Origin of the sequence: Paraburkholderia caffeinilytica (genome assembly GCF_051027425.1) — a bacterium.
Classification (GTDB): Bacteria; Pseudomonadota; Gammaproteobacteria; order Burkholderiales; family Burkholderiaceae; genus Paraburkholderia; species Paraburkholderia caffeinilytica_A.
The window spans coordinates 967,944-985,602 of record NZ_CP186552.1 but is presented as its reverse complement, the minus strand read 5'-3'; the positions used below and the strand labels follow the sequence as shown (position 1 = coordinate 985,602).

At 62.0% G+C, this 17,659-nt stretch carries 18 protein-coding genes; 6 read left to right on the top strand and 12 right to left on the bottom strand.

From position 1 onward, the window contains the following. Positions 1-20: 20 nt before the first annotated feature. Positions 21-350, bottom strand: coding sequence for a hypothetical protein (locus ACOSV0_RS04310; protein WP_434108961.1), 330 nt, complete (start codon positions 348-350; stop codon positions 21-23). Positions 351-481: 131 nt separating this feature from the next. Next, a complete protein-coding gene (locus ACOSV0_RS04305) occupies positions 482-1,234 on the bottom strand; it encodes a class I SAM-dependent methyltransferase (RefSeq protein WP_434108959.1) in 753 nt (250 codons plus the stop codon). Between the two features lie 201 nt (positions 1,235-1,435). Here ACOSV0_RS04305 and ACOSV0_RS04300 point away from each other — a divergent pair, with 201 nt between their 5' ends. The 5 genes from ACOSV0_RS04300 (at position 1,436) to ACOSV0_RS04280 (ending at position 6,724) form a co-directional block, all read left to right on the top strand. Further along, the gene (locus ACOSV0_RS04300) at positions 1,436-2,248 is read left to right on the top strand and encodes a helix-turn-helix transcriptional regulator (protein ID WP_434108958.1); all 813 of its coding nucleotides are present in this window, start codon (positions 1,436-1,438) and stop codon (positions 2,246-2,248) included. Between the two features lie 145 nt (positions 2,249-2,393). Then, positions 2,394-3,800: an argininosuccinate lyase gene (gene argH, locus ACOSV0_RS04295; RefSeq protein ID WP_434108956.1), complete on the top strand. Its 1,407-nt coding sequence runs from the start codon at positions 2,394-2,396 to the stop codon at positions 3,798-3,800. 554 nt (positions 3,801-4,354) lie between these two features. Beyond that, positions 4,355-4,777 carry an energy transducer TonB family protein gene (locus ACOSV0_RS04290; RefSeq protein WP_434108954.1) on the top strand — a complete coding sequence of 141 codons (423 nt, stop codon included), beginning with the start codon at positions 4,355-4,357 and terminating at the stop codon, positions 4,775-4,777. Between the two features lie 361 nt (positions 4,778-5,138). Continuing rightward, a complete protein-coding gene (locus ACOSV0_RS04285; RefSeq protein ID WP_434108953.1) occupies positions 5,139-6,446 on the top strand; it encodes an MFS transporter in 1,308 nt (435 codons plus the stop codon). Positions 6,447-6,544: 98 nt separating this feature from the next. Beyond that, positions 6,545-6,724, top strand: coding sequence for a hypothetical protein (locus ACOSV0_RS04280; protein ID WP_434108951.1), 180 nt, complete (start codon positions 6,545-6,547; stop codon positions 6,722-6,724). Between the two features lie 164 nt (positions 6,725-6,888). Here the strand turns inward: ACOSV0_RS04280 and ACOSV0_RS04275 are convergent, their stop codons facing one another. Both ACOSV0_RS04275 and waaC read right to left on the bottom strand, forming a co-directional pair. Further along, a complete protein-coding gene (locus ACOSV0_RS04275; protein ID WP_256390474.1) occupies positions 6,889-7,023 on the bottom strand; it encodes a hypothetical protein in 135 nt (44 codons plus the stop codon). 732 nt (positions 7,024-7,755) lie between these two features. Continuing rightward, a complete protein-coding gene (gene waaC, locus ACOSV0_RS04270; RefSeq protein ID WP_434108949.1) occupies positions 7,756-8,760 on the bottom strand; it encodes a lipopolysaccharide heptosyltransferase I in 1,005 nt (334 codons plus the stop codon). Between the two features lie 213 nt (positions 8,761-8,973). On the opposite strand from waaC, the gene ACOSV0_RS04265 reads away from it, so the two are divergent. Next, the gene (locus tag ACOSV0_RS04265; RefSeq protein ID WP_434108947.1) at positions 8,974-10,398 is read left to right on the top strand and encodes a chloride channel protein; all 1,425 of its coding nucleotides are present in this window, start codon (positions 8,974-8,976) and stop codon (positions 10,396-10,398) included. Positions 10,399-10,630: 232 nt separating this feature from the next. On the opposite strand, the gene ACOSV0_RS04260 is transcribed toward ACOSV0_RS04265, so the two are convergent. From ACOSV0_RS04260 to ACOSV0_RS04225, 8 genes are all read right to left on the bottom strand, one after another. After that, positions 10,631-10,942 carry a YXWGXW repeat-containing protein gene (locus ACOSV0_RS04260; RefSeq protein WP_434108945.1) on the bottom strand — a complete coding sequence of 104 codons (312 nt, stop codon included), beginning with the start codon at positions 10,940-10,942 and terminating at the stop codon, positions 10,631-10,633. 347 nt (positions 10,943-11,289) lie between these two features. Then, positions 11,290-11,553, bottom strand: coding sequence for a cell division topological specificity factor MinE (gene minE, locus ACOSV0_RS04255; RefSeq protein WP_028196771.1), 264 nt, complete (start codon positions 11,551-11,553; stop codon positions 11,290-11,292). 14 nt (positions 11,554-11,567) lie between these two features. Next, positions 11,568-12,383: a septum site-determining protein MinD gene (gene minD / locus ACOSV0_RS04250; protein ID WP_006048490.1), complete on the bottom strand. Its 816-nt coding sequence runs from the start codon at positions 12,381-12,383 to the stop codon at positions 11,568-11,570. A 104-nt stretch (positions 12,384-12,487) separates the two neighbouring features. After that, positions 12,488-13,351: a septum site-determining protein MinC gene (minC, locus tag ACOSV0_RS04245; protein WP_434108944.1), complete on the bottom strand. Its 864-nt coding sequence runs from the start codon at positions 13,349-13,351 to the stop codon at positions 12,488-12,490. Between the two features lie 220 nt (positions 13,352-13,571). Then, positions 13,572-14,105 carry a GNAT family N-acetyltransferase gene (locus ACOSV0_RS04240; protein ID WP_434108942.1) on the bottom strand — a complete coding sequence of 178 codons (534 nt, stop codon included), beginning with the start codon at positions 14,103-14,105 and terminating at the stop codon, positions 13,572-13,574. 186 nt (positions 14,106-14,291) lie between these two features. Beyond that, positions 14,292-15,077 (bottom strand): type I methionyl aminopeptidase, encoded by a 786-nt coding sequence (map, locus tag ACOSV0_RS04235; RefSeq protein WP_434108941.1) that lies wholly within the window; start codon positions 15,075-15,077, stop codon positions 14,292-14,294. Positions 15,078-15,237: 160 nt separating this feature from the next. Beyond that, positions 15,238-16,392 (bottom strand): transporter substrate-binding and LysM peptidoglycan-binding domain-containing protein, encoded by a 1,155-nt coding sequence (locus ACOSV0_RS04230; RefSeq protein WP_434108939.1) that lies wholly within the window; start codon positions 16,390-16,392, stop codon positions 15,238-15,240. A gap of 42 nt (positions 16,393-16,434) precedes the next feature. Next, complete coding sequence (locus ACOSV0_RS04225; protein ID WP_434108938.1) at positions 16,435-17,196, bottom strand: hypothetical protein; 762 nt, start codon at positions 17,194-17,196, stop codon at positions 16,435-16,437. Positions 17,197-17,659 lie beyond the last annotated feature (463 nt).

Below are 17,659 nucleotides of genomic sequence, written 5' to 3'. Positions count from 1 at the left end.
CTGCCAAAGCCGAACACGGATTATTTCGCCGTGTTCGGCTTTGGCATTTCTGAGGCTGGAATGTTGAATTTGAGCGGAGGCTCGCGCCACGCCTGCGTGCGATTTTCACGTTCGGCCAGTTCGGACTGCAGGCGTGTGTCGAGGTCGCGGCGTGCCTGAGACGACATGTTCGCATTGGAACCGGGTGCGGTGATGCCGTTCGTCAAGCTGGACGACTGCGATGTGACCGGACTGGACGACAATGCACGCGGCAAGGTGGTGCCCTGTTCGCGATAGTAGTTCCGATTCGATTGAGCCACCGCGCTGACAGACAGCACGGCGGTTGCCGCAAAAAGTAACCAACGCGACATCTGGATATCTCTGGATTATTTAGCAATCCAGAGATTATCACGGCGCACATCTCGTTATTAGATCCGGTGCGGTTTTAAGCCGCGCGCGTCGCCAGGCCGCGGCGACGGCCACTCCCCCCTTCCATGACAGCCTACTGCGCGGCGATCATCAGCGCGTCGAGTTTGAACGAGCCGTCTTCCTGCACGTCGAAATATTGACGCACCTCATCGGGCGAGTTGCTCCACAGCGAGCGAATCGCCACCACGCGTGGCTCCGGCGTGCGCATGCGCGCCACCCACGAACTGAACTCGATCTCAATGCGCCAACGCTCGCGAATCGATGCCTTGAAACCGGCCGCTTCGAACAAGGCAATCCATTCGTCCGCGCGGTAGTCGCGGATATGCGAACCGTCGCGCAGCAATTCCACCGCCTGAAGATGCGTGTCGAGCAGCGGATGCCCGGCGCCGGCGATGTCGATGAACAGCACCTTGCCGCCCGGCTTCAACACGCGCCGCACTTCGGCCAATGCGAGCGGCACGTCGTGCCAGTGATGCGCGCTCATCCGGCTGATGATCCAGTCGAACGAATGATCGGCGAACGGCAATGTTTCGGCAGCGCCCTGTTGCGTGCGGATGTTGGTGAGGCCACGATCCTTCGCCGCGCCGTCGACGGTTGCGAGCATTTGCGGCGCGATGTCGTACGCGACCACTTCTTTTGCATGCGGCGCCACCGCGAAACTCGCGTGGCCCGCGCCGCAGCCCATGTCGAGCACCTTGGCACCCGGCGTCGCGGCGATCGATTCGGCCAGCGTCTGCAGATCGGCGCCGGTGGCATGCGTCTGACTCGTCAAATACGCGGCGGCGGTCGAGCCGAAGGCGTCGGCGACCTGATCGTGATGCTTCATGGGAGGCTCCGGTTATCTATGTGGGGTTGGGCCGGGCTTGAGCCGGATTGGTCTGGACGGCGCAACGCCGTTCCAGCCGCTACAATAGAGCCCGCCGTGTACCAGTACAAGTTAAGCAATTATTCTGGTATCAATAGCACTACCCGGCACTACCCGGCACTACCCGACACCACCCGCCCCCAAAAGCGCTGCCCGACAAGAATGACCACGCCGTCCTCCGCCGACAACCCGCCGCCGCTCGATGCCACGCCTGCCCGCGCGCTCGGCGATTTCATCCGGGCTCACCGCGAGCGGCTCTCGCCGCAAGCGCTCGGCCTGCCGCCCGGCCCGCGCCGCCGCACGCCCGGCTTGCGGCGCGAGGAAGTCGCGCAGCTGTGCGGCGTCAGCCCGACCTGGTACACATGGATCGAACAGGGCCGCCCGGTCTCCGCCTCCGCCGAGGCGCTGGCGCGGATCGCCGTCGCGCTGCAATTGTCGCGCGCCGAGCGGGCCTATCTGTTCGAGCTGGCTGCGCAGCGCGACCCGGCCGAACCCGATCCGGCCGCCGCCGACGCGCCCGCCACGCTGCTCGAAACGGTGCAACTCGTGAATGCGCCGGCTTACGTGCTCGACCGGCAATGGAACGCTCTCGCCTGGAACGCCCGCGCCGCCGATCTGTTCGTCGGCTGGCTGGACGGCACGCACGACCGCAATCTGCTGCGCTACACCTTCACCGAACCGGCCGCGCGCGAGCTGATCGTCGACTGGGAAACGCGCGCGCGACGGCTCGCCGCCGAATTCCGCGCCGACTCGATCCGCCATCTGAACGACGCCCCCACGCGCGGGCTGATCGACTCGCTCACCGCCGCCAGCGACGCGTTCGCCCGCTTCTGGGCCTCGCAGGACGTGGGCGGCCGTGAAGGCGGCCGGCGCGAATTCAACCATCCGCGCGACGGCCGCATCGTCTATGACCAGATCACCTTCAAACCCGCGCATCGCGAAGATCTGAAGCTGGTGGTGCTGGTGCGGGAATAGCTGCCGCTTTGCCTGGACGGTCCGCGTGCGCTGTGTCGAGCACGCCGCCCGCCGGTGTTAAAATCCCTGTCTTTCTTCGCTTCGGCGGCGCCAGCACGTACGCAAACGCCGTCAGCCTCCTCACCTCGCTCAACTGCCCAACACCATGACGTCCCAACTGCACAAAAAAGGCGAAGCCTGGTCGGCTCGCTTCTCGGAGCCGATGTCGGAGCTCGTCAAACGCTACACGTCGTCGGTTTTCTTCGACAAGCGTCTGGCGCTCGTCGATATCGAAGGGTCGCTCGCGCACGCCGCGATGCTGGCCGCGCAGAAGATCATCGCCGCCGACGACCTCGCCGCGATCCAACGCGGCATGGCGCAGATCAAGGGTGAAATCGAGCGAGGCGAGTTCGAGTGGCAACTCGATCTGGAAGACGTCCACCTGAACATCGAGGCGCGCCTGACCGCACTGATCGGCGACGCCGGCAAGCGTCTGCACACGGGCCGCTCGCGTAACGACCAGGTGGCGACGGATATCCGCCTGTGGCTGCGCGGCGAAATCGACCGTATCGGCGGCTTGCTGACGGAACTGCGCACGGCCCTGCTCGACATGGCGGAAAAGAACGCGTCGACCATCATGCCGGGTTTCACGCACCTGCAAGTCGCGCAGCCGGTCACCTTCGGCCATCACCTGCTTGCCTACGTCGAAATGTTTTCGCGCGACGCCGAGCGCATGGTGGATTGCCGCAAACGCGTGAATCGACTGCCGCTGGGCGCCGCTGCTCTCGCCGGCACCAGCTATCCGATCGACCGTCATGCGGTGGCGAAGACGCTCGGCTTCGACGGCATCTGCGCGAACTCGCTGGACGCAGTATCCGATCGTGACTTCGCGATCGAATTCACGGCAGCGTCGGCATTGATCATGACGCACGTGTCGCGCTTCTCGGAAGAGCTCGTGTTGTGGATGAGCCCGCGCGTCGGCTTCATCGATCTGGCCGACCGCTTCTGCACCGGCTCGTCGATCATGCCGCAGAAGAAGAATCCGGACGTGCCTGAACTCGCGCGTGGCAAGACGGGCCGCGTGAACGGCCATCTGATCGCCCTTTTGACCTTGATGAAAGGCCAGCCGCTCGCGTACAACAAGGACAACCAGGAAGACAAGGAACCGCTGTTCGACACCGTCGATACGGTCGCGGACACGCTGCGCATCTTCGCTGAAATGGTCGCCGGTATTTCGGTGAAGCCGCAAGCCATGCGCGACGCCGCGTTGCAAGGTTTCTCCACGGCAACCGATCTCGCCGACTACCTGGTCAAGCGCGGCCTGCCGTTCCGCGACGCGCACGAAGCGGTGGCGCTGGCGGTTCGCGTGTGTGCCGATCGCGGCTGCGATCTGGCCGACCTGACGCTGGACGAAATGCGTAAGGAACTGCCGAACGTCGCGCATCTGATCGGCGAGGACGTGTTTTCGTATCTGACGCTCGAAGGTTCGGTGGCAAGCCGCAACCATCCGGGCGGCACCGCGCCCGAGCAGGTGCTCGCGGCGGTCAAGGCTGCACGGGAAGCGTTGAAGTAAGGTAAGGTCCGGCGCGCGTTAGTGCGTTCGGCAACGCGTGCGTCAGGGAACCGCGGCGTGCATTACCGCCGGCATCGCGGCACGCACCAGACTGCGGTCACCAGGCGGCACGCGGACACAAAGGCGAACTCATCGACGGGTTCGCCTTTTTTGTTTCCAAACGCGGATGGATTGATTGCGTGAAGCAACGCGCAAAAAAGAAAGCCCGCACGAAGCGGGCTAAATGAAAGACTTCCACCGATGCCTCTCGAAAGAGGCCATCGAAGTGTAGGCTCGTTTTGGCCGCGAACCAATCTGACCATATTTCGGCCCATTACAAGCATTCGAGAAGCGTTCAGGTCGCAAGGAGCGGGTGAACGACAATTGCATCCTGGCGTTTTTTGACTACCATCAAGTTAGATCCTGTCACCGTGCTTTCCTCGACGATGTCCACCCGCGCACGTCACCTTCGCCACTTGACTGGACGCTTCGCTTCTCGCGTTAGCGCATCTCTATTGCATGCGCCTGGCACGGCCGCCGCGTTGACGGCGGCTTCGGTTCTGGCGCTCGCCGCCATGGCAGGCTGCACGTTCACGCCGCCAGATCGCCCGCTCATCATCGCGCCGGCTGCGGCCCTCAACAGCGCCACGCTCGATCAGTACCGCAGCGCGGTCGCTCAGCGCATCATCGAACGCAGCCCGTCCTACGTGTTGCACGGCACGCCGCAAGCGATGCTGCGCTCGCTGGTCGTGGTGTCGTTCACGGTGGATCGCAATGGCCAGGTGCTGACGTCGTCGGTGTACCGCACCAATGGCGACGACGAAGCCGAAAGCACCGCGCTCGCCTCCTTGCGGCGCGCCTCGCCGCTGCCGCAACCGCCCGGCAAATTGTTGAATGGCCGCGGCCAGCTCGAACTGTTCGAAGACTGGCTGTTCAACGACAACGGTAAATTCCAGCTGCGCGAGTTCGCCTCGCCGCAAGCGCAGACCATCGACTGAACGCGACGCCGAAACAGCGTCCATCAGGCAAGACGCGAGGCGGGTCCTGCCCCGCCTTGCTACGCCGCCGCCGCGCTCGTTATAATTTTCCGATCCCCTAAGCCGGAGCTTTCCGGCACGGCTCACGCCGCCCACTCACCCGTTGGCGCGGCGCGAGACCGATTGCAGCGCCGCCGCGCCATCCGCACAGGACCGACTGCCGTTGTATGCTGTCGCGTCGTCGCCCGCGCCACGCATGGCGCCAAACGCCGGCGAGACGCGCCGAAGCGTACGAACTTAAACAAAGATGCCGCTTGACCACGCGCCGCCCGTATATAAAAAGTACGGCGTCCAACGGCATCACGACATAGGGAGACCCTGCATGTCCACTTCGCCGATTTCCGCGGCCCAGCCCAATGCGTCCGGGCAGAACAGCAACGCGCGGATCATCTTCGCGAGCTTCATCGGCACCGCGATCGAGTTCTACGATTTCTACGTCTATGCGACCGCCGCGGCGCTCGTCATCGGGCCGGTGTTTTTCCCGCACGGCTCGGCAACCGCCCAGGCTTTGTCGGCTTTCGTCACGTTCGGCATCGCGTTCGTCGCGCGGCCGATCGGCTCATTCATCTTCGGTCATTTCGGCGACCGGATCGGCCGTAAGTCGACGCTGGTGGCGTCGCTGCTGGTGATGGGGGTGTCGACCACGCTGATCGGCTTCGTACCGGGCTACGACTCGATCGGCAGCCTCGCGCCGATCCTGCTGTGCGTGCTGCGCTTCGGCCAGGGGATCGGCCTCGGCGGCGAATGGGGCGGCGCCGCGCTGCTCGCCACCGAGAATGCGCCGGCCGGCAAGCGCGGCTGGTTCGGGATGTTCCCGCAACTGGGGCCGTCGATCGGCTTTCTGGCGTCCAACGGTCTGTTCTTCGCGTTGGCCTTGTCGTTGAGCGACGAGCAATTTCGCAGCTGGGGCTGGCGCGTGCCGTTCCTCGTCAGCGCGGTGCTGGTCGCGCTCGGCCTGTACGTGCGCCTGAAAATCGCCGAGACGCCGGCGTTCAAGGCGGCCATCGAACGCGAGGAACGCGTGAAGGTGCCGATCGCCACGCTGCTCTCGCAGCACGGGCTGCCGACCCTCCTCGGCGCGCTGGCGATGGTGGTCTGCTACACGCTGTTCTACAACGCCACGACGTTTTCGCTGTCATATGGCGTGTCGGTCCTGCATATTCCCCGGCCCACTTTCCTCGGCATGCTGTGCATCGCGGTTGTGTTCATGGCGCTCGCCACGCCGCTGTCGGCCTGGGCCAGCGACCGTTATGGCCGCAAGCCGGTGCTGATCGTCGGCATCATCGCGGCGATCCTGTCGGGTTTCACGATGGCGCCATTGCTCGGCAGCGGACAGACGCCGCTCGTGCTGCTGTTCCTCGTGATCGAACTGTTCCTGATGGGCGTGACCTTCGCCCCGATGGGCGCGCTGCTGCCGGAACTGTTCCCGACCAACGTGCGCTATACCGGTGCAGGCGTGTCGTACAACCTCGGCGGGATTCTCGGTGCGTCGGTCGCACCGTATATCGCGCAGGTGCTGGCCGCGCATGGCGGGTTGCCGTGGGTGGGCGCTTATGTGTCGATCGCGGCGGCCGTCAGCATGATCGGCGTGCTGTGCATGCGTGAAACGCGCGACGCACGTTTGATGTGACGGAGCGACAGGCGCGCTGGTAAATCCCCTGCCTTGCGCGTCTTTTTGACTTGCCTATACTCGACTCAAATAACCCTATGGCAAGCAGGGAGGCTCCGATGAGCATTCATCTTCACAACGCGGACATCGTGATGATCATCGCACTGGCATTGCTGTGTTCGCTGCTGCTGGCTTTGCGCTTTCGTCCCGCGACGTGGAAAGGCATCGTCGTGGAAGCGCTGGCCGCAAACGCGGCTGCCATCGCCGCAGTGGTCGCGTTCGAAATGCTGCTCGCCTGAGCGGTCGAACGAGACGCTGCGACGCCCGGGTTGGGCACAGCGGCGGAAAGCGGTATGACGTCATCTGAAACGGTTGAGCGGCTGCCTATGCCTGTTGCAGGCACACGGCAGCCGTCAGAAGGCCCGGCGCGATGCCTGGGCCAGGCAGCGGCCGCCGCAAGCCGTTACCGGTAGTAGTAGCCGCCGTGATGGTAGTAACCGCCGCCGTAGTAATAGCCAGGCGCCGGTGCGACGATGCAGCCTCCGAGCGCCGTTGCGAGCAACGTGCCTGCGATCAGGGTCAGGATCAAGCGTTTCATATTGTTCTCCTCTTCGAGTCAGATTCATTCGAGCCGAAACCCCGAATGACTCGATTGAACACGACCCTGCCTCGCGCGAACGTTGCCATTTGTAAGGGAACATCTCTGAGGTGTTACACGTCGGCGCTTCGCAGGCCCCTCCCCCCATGACATGGCGACGACGGATTCACGTCCGACGAAAACACCGCCTATACTGCTCTAGACATGTGGATTCCGTGCAAGCCCTGTCCATGGCGGACGCGCGGATCAAGACATGGTTGATGGGCATGGGGCCGGCACTTGCATGCGTCATGAATAAGTCCGTGGCCACGCAAAAGAAAGCGCGTGTACCCAATTAGGCACTCAACGAAAAGCGACAGATTTAACAGGCGTGTAATGCGCGACGCTTATCCGAACCCAGAAAGCGGCCATAACGAGCGGCGGCGGGACGAGGGTGAGCGGCACACGAATTTGCCGGCACTCGCGCGGCATACCTCGATCAATGCACGATTGAACTCGACCGCCCATAGGCGATCTCTTTAGAACCGAGCCGCTCACTCGATGGGGCCGTTCCGTGCATCGAACGGTTCATGAGCCGGTTTGTTCATTGCAGCGATTCCTCTTCGCCCGCAGTTCCCCGACGCGGGCGTTTTTCGAGGCGTTCCGCAGCAGCGCCCGTTTGATTGGGTGACTGTGCGTCGCGCCTCTTTTCTTTTAGCCAAACGATTGCGCGAAAGCGCGAGGAAGCTGCGCTCAGGCTGCGGCCGATCCGTGCTGCATGGCGACGGCGTGCGGCTCGCCATGCACGTAATCGATCGCCTCGAGTGCCTCGGCGATCGGCGGCACTGAATGGCCGTCGCCGATCGAAATCGAGCGGAACGGTGCTTCGATGCCGCAATGCGACGGGGAGGTCGCCACAAAAATCATGACCGTGCGCTTCTGCAATGCATGCGCCAGATGAACGAAACCCGTGTCGGTGCCCACCACCAGTGAGCACGCGTCGATCATCTGTGCAATTTCGGTCACGCTCAGCTTCGGCAGGACGGTCGAACCCGGCACCTGCGACGCGATTTGCTCGGCCTCGGCACGCTCGCCTTCCGAGCCCCATGGCAAAACCACCTGAAAACCGCGCTGCGCCAGCTCGCGACCGACCGCCACCCAATGGGGCAGCGGCCACTTCTTGTCGTCTTTGGAGGTGGCGTGAAATAGCGCCGCGACCGGCGCGCTGTCAGCCGCGAACGGCGCGGTGACCGGGTCAGGCAGGCGCAGATTGTAGATGGCCGGGCCTTCAACCTCGTATCCCAGCGCCTCGCCCGCGCTGATGCGCATGCCGTGCCATGCATTGCACTGCGGACGCGGGCCGAAGCGCCCGGTGTAGGCAAATGCGGCGCCCCGCTCGCCCAGATCCTGGGACTGGTAGCCAATCCGCTTCGACGAGCGTGCCAGAAAGGCAATGATCGCGCTCTTGTACACGCCGTGAATGTCGATGATGAAATCGTAGCGGTAGGCACGCAATTCGGCGATCGACGCCGCGATTGCCCTGAAATCGCCCCAGCGGCGCGCTTTCTTGAAGCGGCGTAGCGGCGCGCTAAGCACCCGGTCCACGCTCTCGCTCCAATGCACCACTTCGGCGAATGCCTCGTCTGCGGCCCAGTCCACTTCAACGCCGGGAAATGCGCGTTTGATATCGGCGACGACTGGCAATGCCTGCACGATATCACCGAGTGAAGTGACCTTGACGATAAGGACTCGCTTCATTGGGGACCTGTTAGTTGTTCGAACATCAAACCATTTTAGCCGACGATTGGAATAATCTTCGCCGAACGCCGCAGTGCGCGAGGCGCGCCATTAATACAGCGCGTTACAGTGCACACCTTACAAAAAGCCTTTTTACTATATTTCATAATACTTTCATACGGTTATATCGATGCGGCACGTTTTATAATTCACCCTTTGCGCCAGCACATCGCCATGTCCCGGGCATTTCTCCCCCTCTCTTCCAGCATCGTGCGGCGCGCCAGACGCCTGTGGCGGCAATATGGTGTCTTCTGGCTCGGTGCGATCGCAGTCGGCCTGGTGGCGGTGCTGTATGCAAGGCTGATCGACTGGGGCTACGGCGAATTCCGCGCCATGCAGCAACAGCATGTGTGGGCGCCCTTGATCGTCACGCCCGCGGTAGCGGCGCTCGCCGTCTGGCTCACACGCAAATTCTTCCGTGGCGCCGAAGGCAGCGGCATTCCGCAAGTCATCGCCACCCTGCATTCCAAACCCGGCGAATTCGGCGCACGGCTGCTGTCGTTCCGGATTCTGTTCGGCAAGATCGCCGTGTCGTTTCTGGCGATTCTCGGCGGCTTCACGATCGGCCGCGAAGGGCCGACCGTGCAGGTCGGCGCGGCGCTGATGTTCAATCTGCGGCGGCTGTATCCTCGCTCGAACGCGCAGATCGAACGGCAACTGGTGCTCGCGGGCGCCGCAGCGGGTTTGTCCGCGGCGTTCAATACACCGCTGGCGGGGATCGTATTCGCGATCGAGGAACTCACGCGCAGCTTCGAGGCCCGCGCGAGCGGCGTGCTCATTACGGCGATCATCATCGCCGGTGTGATCGCGCTCGGGCTGAACGGCAACTACACCTATTTCGGCACCATCCAGATCGGCGCGCACTTCCCCGACCTGCTGGCTGTGGCCGTCCTGCTCACCGCAATCGTCACCGGTATTGCGGGCGGCGTATTCGGCTGGCTGCTGCTGAACACCGCGCGCTGGATTCCGGCGCCGCTGCGCCAGTTGCATGGTGAGCGGCCGGTCGCGTTCGCCGCGCTGTGCGGTTTCGTGATCGCGGTGATCGGCCTCATCTCCGGCGGCACGACCTTCGGCAGCGGCTATGCCGAAGCGCGCGGACTGCTCGACGGACACGAGCACCTGTCCGTGTTCTATCCGTTCCTGAAGATGATCTCGATGGTCGGCTCGTATCTGCCCGGCATTCCGGGCGGCATCTTCGCGCCGTCGCTGTCGATCGGCGCGGGCTTCGGCAATCTGCTGCACATGGTGTTCGAGTCGATGCAATTGCCGATGCTGATCGCCCTCGCCATGGTGGGCTATCTGGCGGCCGTCACGCAGTCGCCGATTACGTCGTTCGTGATCGTGATGGAGATGATCGACGGTCACGCACTGGTGATTTCGCTAATGGCCACCGCCTTGATTGCAAGCCGCGTGGCGCGCCTCTTCGCACCGCCGTTGTACGAGTCGCTGGCGGAGCGCTATATGGCGCCGCTGCCGCAGCCGGCCCCCGCTCCGGTGCCTGAGGTTCCCGAAGTCGACGCACCCGAACCAGCGGTGGTCGACGAAATCGACGGAATCGACGGCGATGCGCCCATGCAAGACGACGCCCCGCGTCAGTAAACGACAACCCCCGGCGCGCGCAGATAAACCGGCCGCGCCGGCACAACCACGCAGCCGGCCAGCATGACCGCCAGTACGGCGATCAGAAGCAGATTCTTTTTCATCATGTGTTCCTGTGAGACACGGGCAAGCGCCACGCTGGGCATGAGCGCGACGTCTGTGCCGTCAAACGGGTAAGAGCGGCACGAGCGGGCTAGCCGCGCCGTGCCGCACACTGCTGAAGCCTGTCGGCTTAGGCCCAGTGGCCTTCGACCCAGCGATAGTTCGGGCCGTGTTCGACCCAGTGACCCGGCACCCAGTGGTAACCGACACGCTCTGCCTGCCAATGGCCCGCGACCCACACATAGCGGCCATGGTCCCAACGCCAATGACCGTGATCCCACACATAGCCGACGCGCGGCGCCGGCACGGCTTCGTAACGCACGGCCGGCGGTGCGGACGGCGCGATCACAACGACTTCCTCGGCCGAAGCGGAGGCCATAGCGGATGCGCCGGCCGCGATCAGAACAGCGTTGACGATCAGCACGCGAAAGGTCTTGTTCATGATTTCCCTCTGGAGTTGGACACCGAATCCGGCGTTATCCGTTTAATGCTCGAGGGGACAAAAGCGCTGACTGCGGCCGTGTAACGGCACACGCTGAAGTGCAACGGATTATTTCGCCGCGCACTTCGACGGGTGGCACAGCAACGTGCGGGCGTGTGCGGCCCTGCACGGGAAGCCGCGCGTTCAGGCAGAAGGGAAAGAACGATGGGACAGACAGCGCGTAAAACTCACATCCGCGCGTCAAATCGAGCAGCAGGAAGACAGCAAAATAAACAGCAGAAAGACAGCGCTTACGCGCTCCACCTCGTCACGTCACAGGGACGAAACGAAGCAGAGCGCGCAGCGCATTATGCAGAACCCGCCTGCGGTATTTCGATCTTGACCTCGAGTACTTCGAGGTCGTCCTGACGCTCGAGGCTCACGCGAATATCGTCGTTGGATATCTTCACGTACTTTGAAATCACGGCCACCAGTTCGCGTTGCAACGCAGGCAGGTAATCGGCAGGCGCATGGCCGCCGGCGCGCTCGTGCGCGATGATCAACTGCAGGCGTTCCTTCGCTACCGACGCGGACTTTTTCTTCTCGCCCAGCAAAAACGAAAGAATCGACATTACGTGCGCTCCCCTTACTTGGTGCCGAAGAGGCGCTGCAGCAGCCCTGGCTTCTGGTAATCGGTAAAGCGAAGCGACTTCTGCTCGCCGAGGAAACGCGACACGACATCTTTATAGGCTTCAGCGACATCCGTACCGTCCAGGTGCACGGCCGGCAGACCCTGGTTCGACGCATGCAGCACCGCTTCCGATTCCGGGATCACGCCGATCAGATCGATGCGCAGAATTTCCTGGATGTCGGTGAGCGACAGCATTTCGCCTTCGCTCACGCGCTTCGGGTTGTAGCGGGTGATCAGCAGGTGTTCCTTGATCGGTTCCTTGCCTTCGATCGCGCGCTTGGTCTTCGACGACAGGATGCCGAGGATACGGTCCGAGTCACGCACCGAGGAGACTTCCGGATTCGTTACGATCAGTGCTTCATCGGCGAAGTGCATGGCGAGCAGCGCGCCCGATTCGATACCGGCCGGCGAATCGCAGACGATGAATTCGAAGTCCATCGCGATCAGGTCGTTGATGACCTTCTCGACGCCTTCCATGGTCAGCGCGTCTTTGTCACGCGTTTGCGAGGCCGGCAGGATGAACAGGTTCTCGCACTTCTTGTCTTTGATCAGCGCCTGGTTGAGGTTGGCTTCGCCCTGGATCACGTTGATCAGGTCGTACACCACACGTCGCTCACAGCCCATGATGAGGTCGAGATTGCGCAGGCCGACGTCGAAGTCGATCACGGCGGTTTTGCTGCCACGCAATGCGAGGGCCGATGCAAAACTCGCGCTCGTGGTCGTCTTGCCCACGCCACCCTTGCCCGAAGTCACCACAATGATTTTTGCCATTACCCTTACCTTGTGTTCGTCAAATTCGTCAATTATGTGCGGTCATATTAGCCGTGGAGCGCCGCGTGCCGTGACCGTTCAGGACAACGCGCGCTTCACGCCGATCAAGTGAGCCGCAGTGGTTCGATCATCAACTTTTCTTCTTCGAGCCAGATCTGTACCGGCTTGCCGAGCACGTCGGCCGGCAGCGGGTTCTCGGTCGTACGATAGATGCCTGCGATCGAGATCAGTTCCGGTTCGAGACACGTGCAGAAAATGCGCGCGTCGTGATTGCCCTGCACGCCGGCCAACGCCCGGCCGCGCAGCGGCGCGTAAATATGGATGTTGCCTTCCGCGATCACTTCCGCGCCGTAGCTCACCAGACCGAGCACGACCAGATCGCCCTTTGCGTAGATGCGCTGGCCCGAGCGCAACGGCTTGTCGACCACCATGGTCTGCGACGACGTAGCGAGACGCACGGGCTCGACGGCGGGTGCCGGTTCGACCGCGGCGGCCGTGGCCGGCGTGCCGTTTTCCGGCGGCGCACCGGCCGGGGTGAGCGCTGCGGCCTCGAACAGATCGGACGGAGGCGTGGCCGTCGCGGCGGTGACCGCCGGTACTGCGGCGGCGGCATTGGCGCTCTCCTCGTCGGCCGGCTTCGCGGCAGCGCCACGACGGTCGCGCGCTTCGAGCAGCGGCAACGCGGATTCAGCCGCCCACGTCTGCTGCGCATTGGCCACCACGCCGACCGGGCGCATGCGCACGCTGTCGAGCAGTTGCGCGATGTCGGCGAGCGGCACGCGTTCGTTCTCGGCGAGACGGCGCACGTCGATCGCGACGACGTCGTTAGCGAAAAATTCGGGGGTCGCCTCGAAGCGCCGGGTCAGTTCGGCACGCATTGCGTCGAGGTCGGTTGTCTTGACCACAAACAGAAGCGTGTCGACAGAGCCGCTGCGGAGTTCGAAAAAGGGCGATTTCTTGGGCGACATAGCGTTCGGCAAAAAATTTTGCGTATTTTACAGGCGTCCAGGCGAGCGGCGAGCTTTTTTGCCGAGAGAGCGCGCCACCGCGGCCTGAATACCCATGATGTGGCCACGCCTCGGCCATTCGGGCCACGCTTAGGCCGCTTATCTGGCCATGCACTCGGCCATGAACGCTGTAGCGACGCGGATGGGACTTGAGCGGCATGCTGACGCGCCGCTCGCGGGATCACTGCTGAAATACCTGCGACGTGGTCGGCACGTGGCGCACCAGCAGGCTTTCGGCCTGCTCGGGCGCACGCGCGACGCGCCGATGTTCGCCGGTCGGTCCGAAGCCGAGCGCCTCGTAAAAGCGCATCGCATTGCGGTTGGCGTCGGCGACCCAGGCGTAGATTTCCGTGGCGCCTTCGCCGGCAAGCCAGCCACTGGCGGTATCGACCAACAACTCGCCGCCTCGCAGATGACGCACGGCGGGCGCCACCCATAACTCGCAGACGAACCCGCGGGGCGCCGCGGCGTCGTCGAAATAGGCTTCGACTAATCCTGCGGGATGGCCCTCGGTGTAGAGAATGAAACTGGTGGCGGTAAACGAAACAGCGTGTTCAGCAGCGGTGATGTCGAAACTGGCGGCATCCGCAGACAACGCGTCCTCTAGCGTCTCGCCGAAGGCATAGGGCGCCTCCCGCAGCGACGCAGTACGGAGTTCGCGGAAAACGGCGCCCTGATCAGCGGCGATACGGCGAACGGTCAATGACGGACTCATGCAGACGAAAACCCCTTGAAACCCTAAGGCGTAGCTTTAACCGAACCGGCGCGCGAGTCAAATCCTTATTTACTGGATCGGCCTGCGGCTCAAGCCCAAGCTACCGGAGCTGCGCACCAACGGCACAGCATTTCGCGCGGCCACCGCCTTGAAAAGCCGGTTTGTGAGACGCGCGGACCACCGCCTTCAAGGCGCTTCGTAATTGCCGGTACCGTCCGGCCACGGCGTGAGCAGCTCGTAGCCCTCTTCGGTCACGGCGATCATATGCTCCCATTGCGCCGACAGCGAACGGTCTTTGGTGACCACCGTCCAGCCGTCGCGCTGCACCGCGGTGCCGGCGCGGCCCGCGTTGATCATGGGTTCGATCGTGAAGACCATGCCCGGCTTCAGGCGCACGCCCTGCCCCGGTTGACCGTAGTGCAATACTTGCGGGTCTTCGTGATAGACACGGCCGATACCGTGGCCGCAGTAGTCGCGCACGATCGAGAAACCGTCGCGCTGCGCGATCTTCTGGATTGCATGGCCGACGTCGCCAAGCGTGGCGCCCGGCTTGACCTCACGGATGCCGGCAAGCATCGCTTCATAGGTCGTGTCGATCAGTTGGCGCGCCACCGTACTCGGCTGGCCGACGCAATACATGCGGCTGGTGTCGCCGAAATAGCCGTCTTTGATGATCGCGACGTCGATGTTGATGATGTCGCCGTCTTTCAGGATTTCACTGCGGTTCGGGATGCCGTGGCACACCACCTGGTTGACGGACGTGCAGACCGTCTTCGGAAAACCCAGATAGCCGACATTTGCCGGAATCGACTTTTGCGTATTGACAATGTAGTCGTTGCACAGTGCGTCGAGCTCGTCGGTGGAGACACCGGCCTTGACGTGCTCGCCGATCATCGCCAGCACGTCGGCCGCGAGACGGCCGGAAATGCGCAGTTTGGCGATGTCGTCGGGGGTCTTGTAGGTAATGGCCATGAATTCGATCGGGGTGAGTCGATGTTGACGATCGGCCAATTGTACAGAGGATCGCGGGACGGCCCCCGCGATCGGCACAGGCGCTCGTGCATCACCGGTCCGTCAAAAGCCAGATTGTGTTCCTGCCGGGCCGCGAGGGCCCGGCAGAAAATCCACCGCGTCAGCGCACCGGAATGATCAGATGCTGGCCGATCAGGATGAGGTTGGGGTTGGGCAGGTTGTTGCGCTTCTGCACCTCCACAAATCGCGCACCGCTTCCCAATTGACTTGCGGCAATGGCATTTAGCGTGTCGCCGGAGCGGACCACGTAGGTCTTTTCCCCGCCAGTGGCAGCGGTGGTCAACACCTGGTCGCTGATGAAATATTTACGCAGCAGGTCCAGATAGGCAGGCGACTGCTTGACCTTCGCGATCGCGGAGTTCAGGTAGATCAGGAGCGCGCTGTCTTCCTTGCGTACGCCGATTTTGTACGCGAGGTTGGAGCCGTCCAGCTTCGTGACCGCGAACGTCAGGTCGGTACCCTTGATCTCCGATACGCCAAACGGATAGTCGTAGACGATAGCGTCGACCTGATGATCGTCGAGGAAGTGCGACATCCAGGAGCGTTGCCCTTCAATGCTCGCATCCGACAGCTCGACGATTTTGCTGTTCGGAAACGCCTTCTGGACAAACGCTTTCACGTCCGGGTCGCCCTGCAGCACACCGATCGTTTTGCCCGCGAGATCGTTCGCGGAGCGGACCGGCGAACCCTTGGCAACGATCAGCGAATAGCCAAAGTCCTCGACATAGGGAATCGAATAGACGACGCCGCTCGGCGTGTTGTCGGGGAACGTCAGGCCGTCCATGGCGACGTCGACGACGGCATTGCCTTGGGTGTCGGTTTTCGTCAGTTGATCGGGGACCGCCGGATACGTGTCCACGCCGTGATGCGTATCGACCGTGATTGTCGAATGGTCGCCGGAGGTGAACTCCTTCTGGGCGAACAGCAGATTCGCGAAGTCCACATTGAAGCCTTGCGGCTTGCCGTTGTCTTCCGAGTAAAACGGCCGCGACGGATTCTCGACGCTGACCCGCACGACGCCGTTGCTCAAGATCGACTTCAGCGTGTCCTTGTTGGCCACGAAGCCGTCCGGATTGCTCGGGGGCGGCGTTTTGACATCGGCACTGCTGCTGTTGCCGGTGTCTATCCCGTTCACCGCGGCGGTGTCCTTGTTGGCGCTCTGACCGTAATTAAGGGTTTTGAGGCCGCCTTCGTGGATGTACCAACCGGCAGCCAGCAAGATCAGGAAAAGAATCGAACCTAGAATTTTCTTCATTGTTTTTCGATCGAGTTGAATGGTCGAGCAACGTGCGCCTGATTATTTGGGTGCCGCGGGCGAGCCGAGTTGCTGAGCGGGCGGATTGACCGCGCCCATGTCGATGGCGGCGGCCTTGGCTTGCTGCACTTCCGCACTTTCCATCAACGATGTTTCCATCTCTGAAAATGCCTTGTTCACCGAATTCATTACGGAGTCGAGCGCGGCATCCGTTTTGATTTGCGCGAAAGTATCGCTGGATTGCATGCCGGCGATCTTGTTCATGCGTTGCGCGGATTGCGACATATCCCACAGTGCTTTGGCGCGATCGATTGCGTCGGAGAATCGCTTGAGTTCGTCTTGCACCTGCTTATAGCGTCCCTCGCGAAACGCGAGCAGTTTTTTCATCGTTGCGAGTTGAGCCTCGAAACGCGCTGCGTCTTCGGGATATTGCTTTTTAAACTGGGCGGTCTTGTCTTCGAAGTTTTTCACTTCGGTGCGGAAATCTGTGATGCTCTTCTTGAATCGTTCCGCGCCTTCCTGCTTTTCGGCCAGTTCGTTGTAAAGCGTTTCGATCGGATTCGACTTTGCTTCGTTCACGAACATCTTGACCTTCTGGTTCGCGAACTTCATGGCGAGAACGGGACCGAAGTTGATCGCCGCCAGCCCGATCACCGCCGCGAGAATCAGGCCGACAAGCCCTTTGACCAGCAGGATCGCAAGCGGCGCACCGATCGCGATGCACAGCCCGATAATCGACCACTTGATGACTTTGTATTTGGTGCTGCTTCTGGTCGTGTCAACGACCGAATTGCCAACTGACATGTGAATCCCCTTTTGAAGCTTGTTTTACAAAAACTGATTTTGCAAATTGCTCGGGACATCGTTGTGGCTGCGCATTTTCGGTCTGGTTTTTTGGGCTGACGCGAAAACGCTGTATGACTTTACAGCCACTCAGGCGGCGGGGGAAGTGCGTCTTGTTCTTCAACATGATTCAGCAATCACCAACTCGAATCGATCTAATGGGCCATGGCTTCACGTGTGGACTTCAGTCGAAAATCGTTTCCTGACAAAGAATCATCAAATTATTTTCTAATTGCTTTCAATGCATCCGCTGCTGGTGAATGCGTCCACGCGGACGGGAAAATATGCGTCGATTATGTAAATGACATAGATTCAGGTAAGCGCTGCGCCAGGATTGATCCGGTAGCCCGCCGTCGCGGTCCTGGCCGGCGCATTCGACATCGCGGCCTGAATCGTCGACAATCCGGTACGCGAAAGCGGACCA